Annotated in this window: 9 protein-coding genes and 2 pseudogenes; 4 read left to right on the top strand and 7 right to left on the bottom strand. The window is 40.2% G+C overall.

All coding sequences use genetic code 11. The features are described from left to right. Positions 1-18: 18 nt before the first annotated feature. Both OSCIL6407_RS0107130 and OSCIL6407_RS0107125 read right to left on the bottom strand, forming a co-directional pair. The gene (locus tag OSCIL6407_RS0107130; RefSeq protein WP_007353506.1) at positions 19-3,441 is read right to left on the bottom strand and encodes a response regulator; all 3,423 of its coding nucleotides are present in this window, start codon (positions 3,439-3,441) and stop codon (positions 19-21) included. A gap of 516 nt (positions 3,442-3,957) precedes the next feature. After that, complete coding sequence (locus OSCIL6407_RS0107125) at positions 3,958-7,638, bottom strand: NACHT domain-containing protein (protein ID WP_007353505.1); 3,681 nt, start codon at positions 7,636-7,638, stop codon at positions 3,958-3,960. Positions 7,639-7,837: 199 nt separating this feature from the next. On the opposite strand from OSCIL6407_RS0107125, the gene OSCIL6407_RS0107120 reads away from it, so the two are divergent. Then, positions 7,838-9,808, top strand: coding sequence for a TerD family protein (locus OSCIL6407_RS0107120; protein WP_007353504.1), 1,971 nt, complete (start codon positions 7,838-7,840; stop codon positions 9,806-9,808). Positions 9,809-9,839: 31 nt separating this feature from the next. Here OSCIL6407_RS0107120 and OSCIL6407_RS0107115 read toward each other — a convergent pair whose 3' ends face one another. Continuing rightward, positions 9,840-10,169 (bottom strand): hypothetical protein, encoded by a 330-nt coding sequence (locus OSCIL6407_RS0107115; RefSeq protein ID WP_007353503.1) that lies wholly within the window; start codon positions 10,167-10,169, stop codon positions 9,840-9,842. Positions 10,170-10,583: 414 nt separating this feature from the next. On the opposite strand from OSCIL6407_RS0107115, the gene OSCIL6407_RS0107110 reads away from it, so the two are divergent. Beyond that, positions 10,584-10,886, top strand: coding sequence for a hypothetical protein (locus OSCIL6407_RS0107110; protein WP_007353501.1), 303 nt, complete (start codon positions 10,584-10,586; stop codon positions 10,884-10,886). Further along, complete coding sequence (locus OSCIL6407_RS30385; RefSeq protein WP_019487057.1) at positions 10,883-11,188, top strand: type II toxin-antitoxin system VapC family toxin; 306 nt, start codon at positions 10,883-10,885, stop codon at positions 11,186-11,188. Before OSCIL6407_RS0107110 ends, OSCIL6407_RS30385 begins: the two co-directional genes overlap by 4 nt. Before the next feature lie 234 nt (positions 11,189-11,422). On the opposite strand, the pseudogene OSCIL6407_RS30380 reads toward OSCIL6407_RS30385, so the two are convergent. Next, positions 11,423-12,918 (bottom strand): annotated as a pseudogene (locus OSCIL6407_RS30380) (IS1634 family transposase). Between the two features lie 137 nt (positions 12,919-13,055). Between OSCIL6407_RS30380 and OSCIL6407_RS38530 the strand changes: the two are divergent. Beyond that, positions 13,056-14,130: pseudogene (locus tag OSCIL6407_RS38530) on the top strand (IS1634 family transposase); the annotation flags it as partial. 451 nt (positions 14,131-14,581) lie between these two features. On the opposite strand, the gene OSCIL6407_RS0107080 reads toward OSCIL6407_RS38530, so the two are convergent. The 3 genes from OSCIL6407_RS0107080 to secF all read right to left on the bottom strand — a co-directional run bounded on the left by OSCIL6407_RS0107080 (position 14,582) and on the right by secF (position 17,420). Continuing rightward, entirely contained in the window at positions 14,582-15,655 is a 1,074-nt protein-coding gene (locus OSCIL6407_RS0107080; protein WP_007355021.1) for a DMT family transporter, read from the bottom strand. A 361-nt stretch (positions 15,656-16,016) separates the two neighbouring features. Further along, positions 16,017-16,424, bottom strand: a complete 408-nt coding sequence (locus OSCIL6407_RS0107065; protein ID WP_007356384.1) for a hypothetical protein — start codon at positions 16,422-16,424, stop codon at positions 16,017-16,019. Positions 16,425-16,430: 6 nt separating this feature from the next. Beyond that, complete coding sequence (secF, locus tag OSCIL6407_RS0107060; RefSeq protein ID WP_007356383.1) at positions 16,431-17,420, bottom strand: protein translocase subunit SecF; 990 nt, start codon at positions 17,418-17,420, stop codon at positions 16,431-16,433. Positions 17,421-17,465 lie beyond the last annotated feature (45 nt).

Raw genomic sequence — 17,465 nt, 5'->3', positions numbered from 1 at the left:
ACAACTAACAACTAACAATTACTTTTCTTGTAATTCCTCAATACCTTCCCATCCTTCCGGTACTCCATACTGTTGATATTTCTCACAGCGTTTAATATAAAGCATCGCCGCCTTATCTTGAGGATTAACCGCTAAAACTTCCTGAAAAATTATCTTTGCTTCATCAAATTGTTGCTGATAATAAAGAAAAACTGCCACTTCAAAACGCGCCTGAGTCTGAGTTTTTAATCGATTTTGCTCCTCTCCCTCCCCATCGAAAACTTCAAATATTGCTACCGCCGCCTTTTTCCCCTTTACCATCACCCTATCCAAAAATCTAAACTTTTGTTCTTCCGTATAATCGAGACAGCAAAGCGTTTTATGACTGATTAAAATCCCCGCACCATAAAGCTTGGTTAACCCTTCTAAACGAGAAGCAAGATTGACTGCATCGGCTATTACTGTACTTTCCATCCGCTCTTGAGAGCCAATAGTTCCTAACATTAAACTTCCCGTATGTAAACCCACCCCAATCGAAATAGGAAGATAACCCTCTTTTTGGCGTTCTTCATTGTAAATATTTACTTGTTTTTGCATCGCAATTGCACCAGCAACAGCATCATTCGCTGACTGTGGAAATAAAGCCATAATTGCATCGCCAATATACTTATCAATGAAGCCATTATGATCGCGAATTACGGGGCTAACTCGACTCAAGTATTCATTAAGAAAACTAAAATTCTCTTCGGGCGACATCCCCTCGGATAGCGTGGTAAATGAGCGAATATCTGAAAACATCACCGTCATTTCTTTCTGGATTTGATCGCCTAATTTCACATCAACAATACTTTCTTGTCCCAAGAAATTTAGAAATTCATGGGGAACAAAACGACCATAAGCAGCATTGATTTTAGCCAGACGAATATGAGTCTTAATTCTCGCTAACAATTCATTTTTGGAAAAAGGTTTACTTAGATAATCATTAGCGCCCGAATTAAAACCTTCCACTAAATCTGTGACTTGATTTTTCGCGGTTAACATTACAATTGGCAACTCAATAGCCGGAAACTTTTCACGCAATATTTGACAAACTTCATAGCCGCTCATTCGCGGCATCATTACATCTAATAAAATTAAATCTGGTCTAAATCCATTCTCAATAATTTCTAAAGCTTCAAAACCATTAGTTGCTTGTGTCACCTCATATTTCAAAACGGAAAGATTGTTAATTAAAACTTGGATATTAACGGGTTCATCATCAACTATAAGAATCTTCAATTCGCTACCCGATGAGTCTTTAACTTCAGGATGAATCAGAGGAGCGATGTTTGAATCTTGCGTTTTATCGATTGCAGAAATCGGTGATATATATTGGTTAGGTTGAAGCTGATTTTGGGAAATAGGCAAAGTAAAAATAAACTTAGAACCAACTCCAACTTTAGAGGATACCCAAATTTCCCCTTGGTGCAATTCTACTAGCTGTTTCGTCACTGCTAAACCTAAACCTGTACCGCCGTATTCTCTAGCGGTGGAACCGTCACCCTGCTCAAAAGCCTCAAAAATTCTCTCTAGTTTATCTTCTGGTATGCCAATCCCAGTATCGGCAACAGTAATCGCTAATCGTTGATTTTGTGTTGATGAATCATTACTTTCAACTATTTTTATGTAGCCTTCTTGTAATAGCTTAGATGAAGAATCGACAACCTCTGCTGAAACTTCTACAATCCCCTTTTCTGTGAATTTTATGGCATTACCAATGATGTTATGTAGAATTTGCTGCATCCGATTCTCATCAGCATCTACTAGCGGCACTTCAGGACTAATTGCATTGATTAATTGCAAAGATTTTTTGCCGATTAGCGGTTGAGAAAGAGTCAGCACTACTTCACTAATTTCTCGCATCCCAATCGGTTTAATTTCTAGTTCCATATTATTGTGGCTAAGCTTAGAGAAATCTAGAATATCGTTGACTAGATTGGAAAGCCTTCTGCCACTAGATACAATTAATGCCAGATTAGAAACAGTCTTGTCTGGTAATGAACCTGTAGCTCCATCTATTAGAGATTCAGCAATACCGATAATACCATTAAGGGGGGTGCGGAGTTCGTGAGATGTATTTGCTAAAAACTCATCTTTGAGTTTATCTAGTTGTTGCAATTCAGCATTTTTAGTTTCTAAGCTAGTAAATGACTCTTGTAACTGCCTTGCCATGCTGTTAAAAGCCTTAGCCAAAACACCTAGTTCATCGGAACGTTCTATGTTAACTTGTTGATTAAATTCTCCTTGAGAAAGAGCTGTTGCTGCATCTTTTAATTTCATAATCGGTCGAATAATCCAGCGGGAGGTAATAATTCCTATAAAGGTAGCTAATAGCAATGCAGTTAAACATAGTAAAATTGTAGTGCGATTGTTAGCATTAATATGTTCCATGAAGTCAGATTCGGGAACGACAACGACAATCAGCCAATCTAATCGCATTATGTCTTTGTAAGGTACAACTTGCACGAATTGCCGCTGACCATCAATTAAAAAATCGAGTTGTTCTGATTTTTCAAGCAGGCTGAGATTGCTAAAATGTTTGGTTAAATATTGAGCTGTAGCGCGAGTTAAGGGATCTTTACTATCGATGGCACTGAGGCGTTTTGCCTTCTTGTCCAGGTCGTTCATAATAAAGGGATTTTCAGGAGTTGAAGTGCCTACTAATAAACCTGAACGTTCAATAATGAAGACTTGACCTTGAGGACTAATATTGATACTTTTCAGGAAATCACTAATTAAGCTGAGAATTAAATCAACACCCATTACTCCGCGAAAAGTGCCTGTATTGTCATATAACAACCTCGATGCTGTGATGCCCAATTCGCCGCCAGTAAAGTTATAAATCTCACTCCAATTAGGTTGCTTGGTTTGAATTGTTTTGATGTACCAAGGTCGAGTTCTGGGGTCATATTTATCAACTACGATCAACTCACCTATATTACCTTGGCTATCGAGTTTATAGGCTCGACGTTCTGGAGATTGCTCAACGACTTTACCTGTGTATGTGCCGTTCTGTTCGTTTTTTACATAGATAAATTCTCCCTCTTTACTCCCAATATAAATGGAGTTAATGGCATTAAACAACTGGATTTCTTGCCAGAGAAAATACTGTGCAGCCGGGAAATCATCAAAAGTTAATTCTCCGCGCTTAGCAGCATCGGCATTAATTTGATTGATGACATTTGGTTGGCGGAGATAATTCTGGAGGTGTTGCTGTACTCTATCAGTAACTTCGCTGCGAAGTTGCGTAGCTACATCGTTAACAGCTTTCTGTCCGTTGCGAAATGATAGATATCCTACGAGTCCTACTGCTCCAAAGATTTGTAGAACAAAGGGGACTACAAGCAAGATGCGGAGGGGAATTTTACCTGAAACTTTAGAAACGGGACGGGTGACAGATTTTATAGCCGTTTTCAGTTGCATAAGGTAGACTAGGGTAATTGGTAATTGCTAATCGATCGGAAAGTTAAGTTACTAAAATCTATGAACTTTGCGTTCAAATTGCTAATTTGTAATTGTAATTAAAAGCAGTATATCCTTAATTGAAAGCTGTTCTAATAACATAGAAGCATTTAGCTCTCAATTGAGGCTAGTGAATAACTACTGCACGCACTTTTAACTTACCCTGTTGAGAAAGGCGGACTATCCACCGTATTTTAAAAGCAGACAGGATGTTAGCGACTGTAAGATATGCCTGCGCCATTCTCCTGTAGATATAGCAACTGCTAAGGTGATGAAGACATTCTTATTTGCTGAAACCATGATGAAGATTGAATTTTTCTTCTAATTTCTGCTTTCAGCATAGCTGTCTTCTGCCTTCTGGTATCTATTATGTTGTAGGGGATCGAAAGCGTCAACACTCTGCTTTATGGCTCACCGTCTGGAAGAACACGCAGCTAAGCGCCCTCACGAAGTCTGAGTTGTGTATGATATTGATTATTAATTATTCGCGTCCACTTCCTCTATCCATCGGCAAATCTCTTTTTCTAAATTCGGATGACTCGGTGCAAAGGTTTTCACACAGAGATTTACTTCATCACTAATGATGCAAATTTTACCCGCTAACCGACTGAATGCTGTGAGAAAAACTGGGTTAAAACCTTGGCGTAAGGGCGGCGCGGGGTCTTCATAAAAGATTAAAATCGGGGCGGTTTGATTCCGTTGCAATTGATTCCAGTAGAATCCGAATAGCTGCATGGTTTCCGGGAGTTTTTGGCTGCTTTCTGGATAGTTTGCCGCCAGCATTTGGTCATAAATATCTAGGGCGGGGTTGTCTCTGTCGATGAATTTACTGCCATCAATTAACAGCCATTGATATTGGTTGAGGGGAGGATGGTTTTTTAATCTTTGGGTGAGGGGTAGGGTTGCCGGGTGGGGTTGCTGGTTCCAGAGTTGATAGAATTGGTGATAGGGGAGATTTTGGGCGCATTGCCAGAGGATTCGGTAACAATTGTCAAATAGCTCGAAGTTGTTTTGGCAAGTTTCATCGCTGAGATAGGGTTGCAATTGCGAGACAACATAGGCATATTGTTCGTTAGTTTCGATGGTTTTAAGCAAGCTGTTGGCTGCACGCCAACGGGTAGATTCATCCTTAGAAGTTGCCAGCAAATTGACTAAAGCCGCGATCGCCTGGTTGCCCGTGCCAATTTTACCTAAGTTATAGACTGCTTGCCAGGTATCTTTATCCCCCAGATTGACAAAATATCCGATCGCCTCTTGGTTGCCGGGGTCGATTTTACCCAAGCTCTCGGCTGCTCGCCAACGGGTAGATTCATCCTCAGTGGTTGCCCGCAGATTGACAAAATATCTGATCGCCTCTTGGTTGCCGGGGTCGATTTCACCCAAGCTCTCGGCTGCTCGCCAACGGGTAGATTCATCCTCAGCAGTTGCCAGCAGATTAACTAAAGATGCGATCGCCTCTTGGTTGCCGGGACCGATTTTACCTAAGCTCTCCGCTGCTAGGCCACGGGTAAATTCATCCTCAGTAGCTGCCAGCAGATTAACTAAAGATGCGATCGCCTTTCCCCTATCAGTCTCTTTTAATACCTGTGTGGCAGTTTCTTTAATAGGAGCAAGATATATCATCCATTCCTGGTTTTCTTCATTAAAATAACCAGAAACCAATCGCACAATTTGATTAACAATCTCCTCAGACTTACCAGAATTAAACTCACTAATCCCCGCCGCTGCTAGAAAATAGGCACGAAACGTATAAAAATCATTACACCCATCCTCAAAGTCAATCAACGTCTGAATCAACTCCTCTTTTTCCTCATCCCTAACATCCTTACGCCCCAACCACAGCAAAATTATCTGTTTCCATTCCCGATCAAAAATGCGATTTCCCTCAAAGAAACACCAACCATTTTTCACCCCCAAAGCCGCAAAATACTCCTGAAAAGTAGCATGATAAAACCCATAAAGCTGCTGATTTTGGGGATCGACACCGACCAAATTCAACCAACCCAACCGACAGGCCAACCAATTATTTACATCTTCACCCCCCAACTTTTGCTTTAATTGTGGCGACAACTCACTAGGGCGAATTAAAAAACGCGAACTACTCGCAGTCATCTCCCGCGTCATCGCCCACAGTGACAACTCAGCCAACACCTGATTTAACTCCTTTTGCTGATTTTTATCTGTCCACAAATCCGATTGAGTTTTCTCATTATTTGCCTTGTAAAACTGCTCAACAAAAGCCTCATAAAGTGCTGCTTGCGTCTCCGGTAAACCGCCCTTGTCCCGATATTCCAAACCATTCAAACAAAACAGAGTTAACCGCAAAGGATTTCTAATCAAATCCGCAAGGCGTTGATGTTCCGGTTGCGCCAACTTTGCTAACAAAAATTCTCCAACCTGCGGGTGTTTCGCCCGATCAAACCAATTCCTAATAAATTTCTGCACTTCTTCCGGCGCAAAATCCTGATTCCGAAACAGATCGTAATCGCTATTTCCGAAACTTGCGCCATCCCAAACATTCGTCCGACAACTGACAATTACCCGTGCCTTACTCACCCATCCCTGTAATTTCAGCAACTCGTGAGCATTAGCCAGCACAGTCATTTCATCTAAACCATCTAATAATAACCAAACTCGCTGCTGGTTAAATTGTTCAATTAAACCTTGCCAATGACTCTCAATTCCCGTCGCATCATGCAACCAAGTTTCTTTTAAATATTGCTGAATTGATTTACCGTCCAACTTCCGCAAATCGATCCAAATCGGCAAACCTAAATTTCCCTTAAAAATCCACTTAGCAATTTTTTGTAACCGCGTAGTTTTACCCGCCCCCGGTTCCCCAATAATCGCAATTCTACGCCCTTGACTTTTCGGACTTTTCCCATTTCCCAATACTTGATGAAAAAACTCATCTTCACTGATTTGAGTTTCTATTTCCTGGGTGGGTTTTTCCCGATAAGCCGCCGATCCAGTTTCAGGAGTAATATTAGCTTCGGATTTAGGTTTAACTTGCTTTTCTACTAAAGCTAGACGTACATAAATATCATCAAAGTTGGGAGTAAAGCCAGCGATTCCATACAAAAAATTTGTGGTGGTTTTATGTTCGCGATCTGCAAACATAATAAAACAAACATCGCGCCATTGTTCAGCCGTTAAAGATGTTGGTTGAGAGTGGAGAATTTTGTCAAGTCTAGCCTTAATCTTTTCCACATTCTCTTTAATATCTTCGATATGCTCTTTAATTTCATCTAAGCCTTGTAAAATTTGAGTAATATTAGTTTCTACCACTCCGAATCGTTGACAAAATTCAGCAAAACCAGAGTCAATTTTAGCAGCTAGTTCTGTAAATAACTGTTGCTGGTGTTCATCACTACCAGTTAATTGAGTTTCTAACTGTTGTAAGCGGGCGATAACTTTAGTTACATCTTCACTGGTTTTCTCTAAATTTTTCCGAGTTTCTTGTAACAATTGAATAGTCAAAACTGCAAAAGCCTTACCATCTTTCTTAAAATCCTCTTTTAAAACTTCCCGTAAAGCCTTCGGGAAATTTTGACATAGTTCGTGAGCAACTCGACTATTAGTTACTGGATTAACAGTTGCTTGATTCCCCAAAAAATGCTTTTTCTCTGTATCTTTCTTATCTAATAAATTAACAATCTTCTCCCAAGCGTCAATATCCAGAGCCGTTTCAGCAGTAAAACTTTCACCAGTAGGAGTGAGAAATTCTTGTAATTTAATTTCTTTTAGTTCTTCTGGGTAGTGTCTTTGTTCAATTTGCTCATTGGCAATTTCTGACCAGCGATCTTTCGCAATTTTGGCTAATCTATCCAGTTTAGACTTTGTATCTTTATCATTATGATTTTTAGCAAAAACAGCAATCACAGAGGCAATCGCCTTTCCTGCTGCTTTTGTCAAATCATTATTAGTCAAGGAAACAAATTGAGGTTCTGTGGATGGCAATAAATTATCAGCCGTATTTGCAGCAATACCGCCAGCCACACCTGCAAAGGAATTGAGAATACTATCAATAATGCTTTCTGTTATTAGGATTCCCCCCACCACTGGTATCGCTGGCAAAGTTCCGGCTGAAATAACTGCACTACCCAATACAACAGCACTTACAATTGACAATTTGAGGAGCGATCGAGCTAAAGTCATAGTAAATTTTTACCCTGACTGTAAAAAGTATAAAAATTAAACCTAATGATAGTATAACTTAACTGAGGAATTTATGTCTTCACAACGCGAATGCACGCTTAGACTGATTTTTAAGATTTGTTAAAATTCAGAAGCGGGATATCTACTACCTATTATAATATTCTGCAATAAAATATTTATATTTATAGGGCGATCGCAGATGGTAGTCGAATTAACTAAGGGTGCAAGGTTTAACCTTTCTAAACAAGCTCCCGATTTAAAGAAAGTTGCGATCGCCCTCGGTTGGGAGTCAACTCACTCCGATCAAAGTTATGAGATAGATGCCTCTGCGTTTATGTTAGGAGCAGATGGCAAAATTCCTCACGAACAATATTTTGTATTCTACAATAATCTACAATCCTTTGATGGCGCTATCCTGCAATCATCACCTAAGAAAGAACAACAAGAAAAGACAGGAAATAAGGCGATTTATGGTGTGATGCTGGAAAAAATTAATTCTGATATTCAGGAAATAATATTTGTTGGTACTATTGAAGAAAATCCAGAAAAAGATGCCAACTTTAGCCTAGTTAAAAATGCTTTTATCAGAATTTGTAACTTGGATAATGGTAGCGAAATTACCCGCTACGATCTAGCAGAAAGTTTTTCCCAAGAGACGGCTGTAGAGTTTGGCCGTTTGTATAGAAACAAAGGAGAATGGAAGTTTCAGGCTGTAGGACAAGGATATAATGCTGGATTACAAAGCTTTGTTGATAAATATCATATCGAGAATATACAATCTACTGCTAGCGCATCGTTAACTAGCCCATCATTAGATAATTCTCAGTCTGTTATTAACGACTCAAGTGTAGAATCAGAACCGAAAAAACCGCGTAAGAAAAAAAGACGCAAAACACCCAAAACTAATAATCAAGTTCCTACTAGAAATCGCAAAATCCCCCTAAGTTTATTAGCAGGATTAAGTGTTTTAATTATGGGCGTAAGTGCAGGCGCGATTGCGTTAATCAAATCACAAGAAGTAAGTCTGAATCAAGCCAAGATACTGATAGCTGACCAAGAAAAATTTAGAACTTCAACAGATATAAATTTACTAACAACTGTACGCGAAAGCCTCATAAAATCAGTAGCAAATTTAGATAAAATCCCTAACTTACCTGGTTTTGCCTATCATCAAGCTCAATCAGATTTAGCAAACCTCCGTCCCAGTTTGGTGTCAGTTGAGCAAAATATCAAAGCTGTTCAAAGTCTAGAAACTGCTCAAAAATTAGCATTAGAAGCTGCTATTGCCGTAAAAAATCCACCTCATGCGGCGGAAGTTTGGCAGGGTTCGCAAAGTAAATTGCAGCAAGCGATCGCGCTTTTACAGGCGATTCCAACAGACGCATCTGTTTATATTCCAGCTCAACAAAAGCTCTCTAATTACCTTGCGAATCAGACTGTTATTAGTCAAAGATTCGCTACAGCCCAAAAAGCTGTTATTTTCAGCAATCAAGGTTCTCTGAAGCTGGAAAAAGCCGATTATCGAGGCGCGATCGCAGATTTTAACCAAGCAGTTAGCCTCAACCAGAACTTACCCCAAGCTTATCTCGGCTTAGGAATTTCTCATTCAAAACTAGGTGATAACTATCAGGCAATTCAATACTATAACCAGGCACTAAAATTTAATGCTAACTTTGCAGATGCCTACTTTAGCAGGGGTCAAGCCTACTATGAAATGGGAATTAAACAAAAGGCGAACGCAGATTATGAACAAACCATTCGCCTTAACCCTAACTATGCCCTAGCCTACCTAGAACGAGGCGCTATTCGCTATCAAATAGGCTCTAAACCGCAAGGTTTGCAAGACTTCCGCCAAGCAGCAGAGCTTTTTTCTAAGCAGGGAGATACAAAGAATTACGAACTAGCCCAAACCCTGATCGACAAGTTTGAAGAGCCAGCCTCACCAAGCCCAGAGCTAGTAAAATGTAATTATTCAACTAATATAGACTCATTAGGTCGGCGCTGCGGTGTGCGTGTAAATATTCCAGTTATCATCCGCAGAAATTCTACCTTTAACTCCTCTAACCCCGATACTAACATTAAAAATGAGACGAGAAAACAGCAAACATTTCCCTCTAATTCTGATAGCACCAGTAGCAGACCTCGCAGGAGTAGAAGAAGTAGAAGATAAGCTCAATTTAAGCTTTTTTAAACACTAAAGCTTAAAGACCATTTACTTTTTTCCCTTGCCGAAAACGGCGAATTCCCACTAATCCGCTAGCGGCCAAGGCTAAACCATTCAGAGTTAAAAGTTCAGTAAATTGTAACTCTCCCTCTTCTAATACTTCGCGAACTACTATCGCCACAGGAGGGAGCAAAAATTGCTTTGAAGTTTCAGAGGCGGCGCGATCGCGCGAGGCGAGTTTGATTTCACTCTTTTGCTGCGGTAATTTATCGCCAGCAGACGCTTTGGGAGCAGCCACAGCAACTAAAAGACTTAATATCAGTGCAGAGGTAGTAAATTTCGTCAGTAAATTAGTTGTTTTATTCATAAATCCTCCTCACAGGGAGTCGCGCCATCAAACTTTTACTTATAGCGAAGGGTATAACCCCCTCTGGCTGACACCCCCTACTTCCTCAATCATTACTCGCCAAAGTACGGGTGTAAATAGTCTTGGGCAAATTTCACTCAATCTTTAAAAATCCCCTCTCCGCGTGAAGTTTGGCGTTACGGAGGTAGGTAAAATGATGGATTTCAGGCTCAAAATCCCCTTCGCACCCTGAATTGTCGCAGAAGACAAGAGAGCGATCGCAGAAACTAAGTAGGTTAAGTATAAATAAACACTTCTATACCTTTAGACTTTTACGTAACTCGCCCCTCTAGGCGGTAAAAATACCCCCCAGAGGGCAGCGTTACGGATACGTAAGTGCCATATAAAATAGAAATAGAGTTATAGGCAAATATCATGCAAGCATACAAACTCAAAGGAACTATCGATTCCGCAGGTAATTTAATAGTTGCCGAACCTGTTAATATGCCCCCAGGCGATGTTGAAATTATCCTCTTGCAAACAGTTGATAAAGTTGCCAGTTCTACAGTTTCAGTAACCGAAGAATTACAACCAGAGACACCTAAGAGGAAGTTTGAAAGCCAAGTCAAGGCATTTCAGGGTTTATTTGATGAAGACACCACACCTGAAACACAAGATTTCGACGATCCAGACAAACAAGCAAAATGGGAATATTTGAAGGAGAAACATAACCTGTGAAAATTTTGTTAGACACCAATGTTATAGTCGATGTTGCTCTTGAGCGAAAGCCTTTCTTTCCTGATAGCGATCGCGTCTTATCGTTCGTTGAGCAAGGGCAAGTTGAAGGTTATATTTCAGGATCGACTTTTAGCGATCTTTACTACATTATTCGTAGAGGTAAAGGTCGCGATTCTACACTTGCTTTTTTAAGGCAGTTAGCCACCTTCTGCCAAGTCGCTACAGTCGATCGAGCTGTTATTTCACTGGCTTTAAATCCCACATTCCGCAGATATTTGATCGGATTTTTTAATCAGTTGTGAAAACTTGGAAGCCCAATGCTTTTGGGTTGAACTTATGCGGCTTTAGCGTTACAGAAGCTTGTCAAATTTACCTAAACCAAGGAAGTTGAAATAATTGACTTTTTCTGATATGTTCACATTGCTATTTTATCGCGATCGCTCATATTTTGAAGCAAGGGAAATTATGCCAAGAGCAAATTACCTTGACTAATTAATGAAAATTATTCACAAATATTTACACTTCGCTATCGCTCGTCATTCACTTGAAAATATTAAATAGTATTGACAGCAATACTCTCCTAAATGCCGCAAGATATCTTGACGCTCTTGGGTTAAATTGCTAACCTGCTTCGCTCCATTTATCGTTACTAAATGCACCGCTTGAAACATCTGAAATATCCAGCGCATTGTCGGCTTATTGGTTAATTTCTTTACCTGATTTTTCACTCGATCGTTAGTAGCTGATAATTGTTGTCTCAATTTCCTTTGCGCCAGGTTATATACTAACAAACACAGTCCCATTATCATTCCGATTGCTTCAACTCGCTCCGGCTTTTTCACGAATACACTGGAAGTAAAAAATAACGGATCTTTGATAAATCTAAATCCTCTCTCATTACTTTGCTGCGCTTTATATTCCAATAATACCTGTGGATTGCTTACTGCTTCAGTATCTAAGATATTTGTGGCTAATATAAATCTCCCAGATTTGACTTTTTCCGCTTCAATCGCTGAATTTCGGGGTGCTATTTCACCCGTAACTTGATAAGCTTTTGTTTGTATCTGACCGAGTTTTTTGAGATTGCTTTTTGTTGCTTTAACTGTTTTTTCTTGGGATTTAATTTCTGTTATTTGGTGATATTTCCATGAGTCTGATAACTTTTTTATTGCAGTTTCCGCATCGGCAATACAAGCAAATTCCTGCCTAGATAGCTTACGCAGTTTGGCTTTGGCTGATTCTAATTGTTTCTCTACTTGCTTGAGTATTTTTTTAAGATCTGCTTGCTTTCTGATTTTACTTTCTATTACTAGCCATCTTTGCTTGATGCCAGCATAATCACTCGTTTGGACTGCTATTTTATATCCTTTTATTTCAGGGTTTTCCCAGGCACTATCTTCAATCTTGCAGATTTTATTTTGAGCTTCTTTGATGCTTAATGGTACTCTCGTTATCCATTTCATTCCTGCCATTGCTGACAAATTTTCTGCTGTGTATAAAGCACTGTCTGCTACACAGATTCCGTCAAATGTCCACTGGTTTTTAAATTCTTTCAATCTCTCTACAAAGACACTTTTATCATCTGGCTTTTTTCCTGACAGTTTTTGTATGCTCCTTCTACTGATATTGAACTGCTATCTAGGTGAACGCTTTTCATTGATACTTGAAATTTCAACGCTGCTTTCAGGGCAATTGCTGTAAATAACTTTGTCGTTCCAGCTCGATAATATTTATCTAATGCTCTCCCGATTCTGTCATCATTTAATTGTTCGGGGGTCACTCCTTCTCCAATTAGATGTTCTGTTGCTTTTCCAACGAAAAAAGCATCGAATAGGTAGATTGGGGCGCTCAAAAATCCCAGTCCGTTCAAAATCATTGCTTTCATTACTTGTCCTGGGCTTAGGGTTTCTTTAATTTTTATTCCCACTTTTTTGTTGACTTCTTCTACCAATTCCATTTCATCTATTATCCCTGCTACTATTCCCAAGTGGTCTAAATTTACGATATTTATAGCTTCCGAGGGCTTTTTCATGGTTTTAAGGGTTGCTCTACTTGCACCAATTATTATACCTTAAAAACCTTCAAATGATTGCTATGCAATCATTTGAAGGTTGGAAAATTCTGAATTCTTTTGAAATTAAATCCGATCAAATATCTGCGGAATGTGGGTTGTATCTCAAAATAGATGACGGAAACGCCGACGATAAAAGTGTATTTGTAGAAAGACTGAAAGAATTTAAAAATCAGTGGACATTTGACGGTATATGTGTAGCAGACAGTGCCTTATACACAGCTCCTAATTTGTCAGCGATGGCAGGAATGAAATGGATAACCAGAGTACCATTAAGTATCAAAGAAGCTCAAAATAAAATCTGGGATATAGAAGATAATGCCTGGGAGCCAAATCAAATAAAGGGGTATAAAATAGCAGCGATATCAAGTGATTATGCTAACATCAAGCAAAGATGGCTAGTGATAGAGAGTGAAATCAGAAAACAAGCAGCCATTAAAAAATATCCGAGCACGTAGCGAAACAGTTAGAATTAGCCAAAGCCTCATTGCGTAAGATATTCAAACAAGAGTTTGCTTGTATTGCCGATGCAGATATGGCAATAAAACGGTTATCAGAGTCTTGGAAATATCACCAGCTTGCCGAAATTGAATACCGAGAAAAGCCCGTAAAAAAACGAAAATCAAGCCGAAAATAGAGAGCCAGACCAAGACAATAGTTTATCAAGTTACAGGTAAAATAGAAACCCAAAAATCAGTAATAGAAGCGGAAAAAGTCAAAGCTGGGAGATTTATATTAGCCACGAATATCTTAGACACAAAATCCGTGAGTAATCAACAGGTATTATCGGAATACAAAGCGCAGCAAAGTAACGAGAGAGGATTTAGATTTATCAAAGATCCGTTATTTTTTACGTCAAGCGTATTTGTGAAAAAGCCGGAGCGAGTGGAAGCAATTGGAATGATAATGGGACTGTGCTTGTTAGTGTATAACCTAGCTCAAAGAAAATTGAGACAACAATTAGAAGTCACCAATGAGGGGGTAAAAAATCAAGTGAAGAAATTAACCAATAAGCCGACAATGCGCTGGATATTTCAGATGTTTCAGGCGGTGCATTTAGTGACTATAAATGGAGAGAAGCAAGTCAGCAATTTAACCCCAGACCGTCAAGTTGTATTAAAGCATTTAGGGCAGTATTGCTGTCAATACTATTTAATATTTTCAAGTGGATGATGATTGGTATTAAGGTATAAATATTTGTAAATAATCCTCATTTATGAGTCAAGATAATTTGCTCTTGGCATGAGTTGACTTGGTTGAAAAGATGAGTTGAAGTGATAAAATAGCGACATGAATATATTAGAAAAAGTCAATTCTTTCAACTTACTTAATCTAGGTAAATTTTACAGGCTCCTGTAACGCTAAAACCCCATAAGTTCAATCCAAAAGCATATTGGCTCCCAGCTTTCACAACTAATAAAAAAATCCCAGCCACATCTGCGGAATGTGGGATTCAATACAGCACTGCTGTCATCAATCAACTAGATGCAATTATCACTCGTAACCAGCAAGACTTTCCCGTTACTACTCCTCGAATCCTCACACCTGCTCAGTTGATTCAAGAGTTAACCAATTATCCTTAATTTTTTTGTTGAATCCGCAATTAATCGCGTTCCTACAGTCGTTAAATTTCAGACTCTAATTCACTCACCCGCACTTTTACAGGCATCTCAAAGGACTTACCATCAGTCACTTCCAATACTTTCTGCTGCTCATCATCCGCCTTAGTTTCAGTTAGCTTTCCTCTCAATTTTTCCGCTAAAATATCTCGCTGATTAATCAAGTAAATACTAACTAAAGTCAGGGCTACACCTATTGACTGTATAGGGTTTAGCACTTCCCCTAAAAATAAATTGCCAAATAGCAAAGCAAAAACTGGAGTCAAGAAAGTCAGCGAACTTAAACTTGTGAGACTGCCGCTAGAGGCAAAGTAAAAAAATAAACCGTAAGCGATCGCACTCCCAAACACCGTCGCATAACCCAAAGCCATCCAGCCAGAAAAATCAATATTCACAAACTGTTGCGATTCTGTCACCGCCGAAAGCCCAAACAGGGGCAAACCCCCTAAAATCATGTGCCAACCCGTCGCCGTCACCGGATCGGCATAGCGACAAACCCACCGCACCAAAACCGTACCCACAGCCATCGACAAAGCCGCCAACAGCATCAACCATTCGCCACTTTGGAACAACACCCCAATCCCCGCAGAGGTCGCCTGCACCGTCTCAGGATGCAGCCAACCCGAAATCAACCCCTCCGGTAAGCCAATCAAACTAATACCCCCAATGCCGATCGCCAATCCCAACCAACCCCAAAATCCAATTCGTTCTTGAAACAGCCACAGCGATAAAATCGCCACCGCCAACGGTTGAGAATCGATCATCACCGAACCCAAACCCGCACCAGTTCGGACTAACCCTTCCGCCAAAAAGCCTTGAAACAGCGCACCATCTATAAGTGCAAACAGCGAAATCCACAGCCACGCCTTCCCCCCCTGCGGCTGAGGTTTACCCATCAACGCCGCCGCTAGCAACACTAACACCCCCGCCGGTACTAACCGCACTCCCGCCATAAATAGGGGCGTTGTGTTGGGGATAACCCCTTTCATCGCTACCATTGCGGTTCCCCACAGGAAAAACGGCGCGATCAATAACAACGGCGCAAATGGCAGTTTTGACTCAGTAAGCTTTAGCTGCATAATTATGGCTCCAAACAATAAGGGGGGTATCCTAAATTATTATGAAGTAATTTTAAGATTTGTGTGCAACCTCAGTCAATAAGCCTACTGGTGAAGAAGGGGCTAGGGGCTAGGGACTAGGGGGCTAGGGTAAGAAGGGGAAGATAGGGAAGATAGGGGGAGATGGGGGGGAAGAAGGGGGAGATGGGGAAGAAGGGTAAGAAGGGAATAGAATCAGCGAGTTTGGGGGAACTTAGAACGTATTAACTACCAAGAAATTTGCGATATCTTGCAAAAAATCCATCAACCTCATTAGTCCGCGCAGGCGGACTTTGTTTGTCTAGCCGCGATTTCAATCGCCGGGATATTTTTCTTTTTTCCTTCATTCTCTACATACCCACCGCCATAGAGGATGACTTGGCCCTTGTTGGCGAATACGGCGAACTTGTTGTTCTAAACGCAATTGTTCTTTCCGAGGCAATCCGAGCAAAATATTACGACTTTGCCAAACGAGTACAGCCAAAGTCATACCCATACACAAACCCAAACCAATAGCAGGCAAGCGGTTATAAATCAAACCATAGCGCACAGCGGCCCAAGTGAAATTTTCTAGCCACAAAGATATTTCACCGCGCAACGCCCACAAACTTAAAATGCCTACGCTCAGCCACAGCAACACAACAACTAACCAACGGCCATAAACAGTTAATTGATGAAGCCTTTGCAATTCAGCTTGAAAAATGGGGTCATTATCAAGCGAAGAGGAAGAAGATAAAGGAGGAGTTTTCACTTTTTCCTATTTTTCAATATCATCTTGAGGATTGGGGCCATCAACAGGAACGAGGACAGATTTACCTGTACGTTCGCGCCACCAAGCCAGCAGCGTACTAGCAACAAAAATACTTGAATAAGCACCCGCAATAAACCCAACAATCAGCGCCAGCGCGAAATATTTTAGCGTTTCTCCCCCAAACAAGAAGATAGCAAATAACGTCAGCAGCGTCGTCATAGTCGTATTGATCGATCGTCCCAAAGTTTGATTAACAGCATCATCCACAACTTGATTAATTGGTTCGTTTGGATTTAGCTTAATTACTTCTCGCACTCGGTCATAAATCACCACCGTATCGTTAACAGAAAAACCGATAATTGTCAAGAGAGCAACCACAAATAAACTATCAACTTCTACACCCTGAACTAAACCTAAAATAGAGAAAATGCCAAGGGTAATTAATACATCGTGGAACAAGGCAACAAAAGCAAAAAAGGCATAGTCCAACTGGAAGCGCAACGTCAGATAACCTGTTATACCTGCAAAAGAGAGCATTAAAGCCAGCAATCCAGAGGTAAAAAGTTGTCTCCCTAGCGTCGGGCCTACTGTATCAATCTTAGTAGATTTAGGGTCAAAAGCGCCTAATTTTTCGCTTAAAGCTGTTTGTAACTTAGTGCGTTGTTCTACATCTAAAGTTTTTGTACGGATCGAGATACCCTGTTTGCTTTTATTATTTGCATCTGTAACAAGTTGGATGCTGCTATTAGCTAAACCTTGGCTGTCGAGAATTTGTCTAACAGCCGCAATGTCAATTGGTTTACTACAATTTGCTGGTTGAGTACAGTCAAGTTCAAACTGTAATTTAGTACCACCAATAAAGTCTAAACTTGGTCGTAAAGGAGCACCGATATTTGGATTAGTCCAAGAAATCACCATCGACACTAAACCCGCTAAGATAATAGCGCAAGAAACCGCCCACCAAATCGACCGATATTTAATAACGCTGAATTTCATAAATCTGATAATTGGTAATTGGTAATTGGTAATTGGTAATTGGTA

Source organism: Kamptonema formosum PCC 6407 (assembly GCF_000332155.1).
Taxonomy (GTDB): domain Bacteria; phylum Cyanobacteriota; class Cyanobacteriia; order Cyanobacteriales; family Microcoleaceae; genus Kamptonema; species Kamptonema formosum.
Note: the sequence above shows the minus strand (reverse complement) of the source record. Positions and strands in the feature narration are given on the sequence as shown.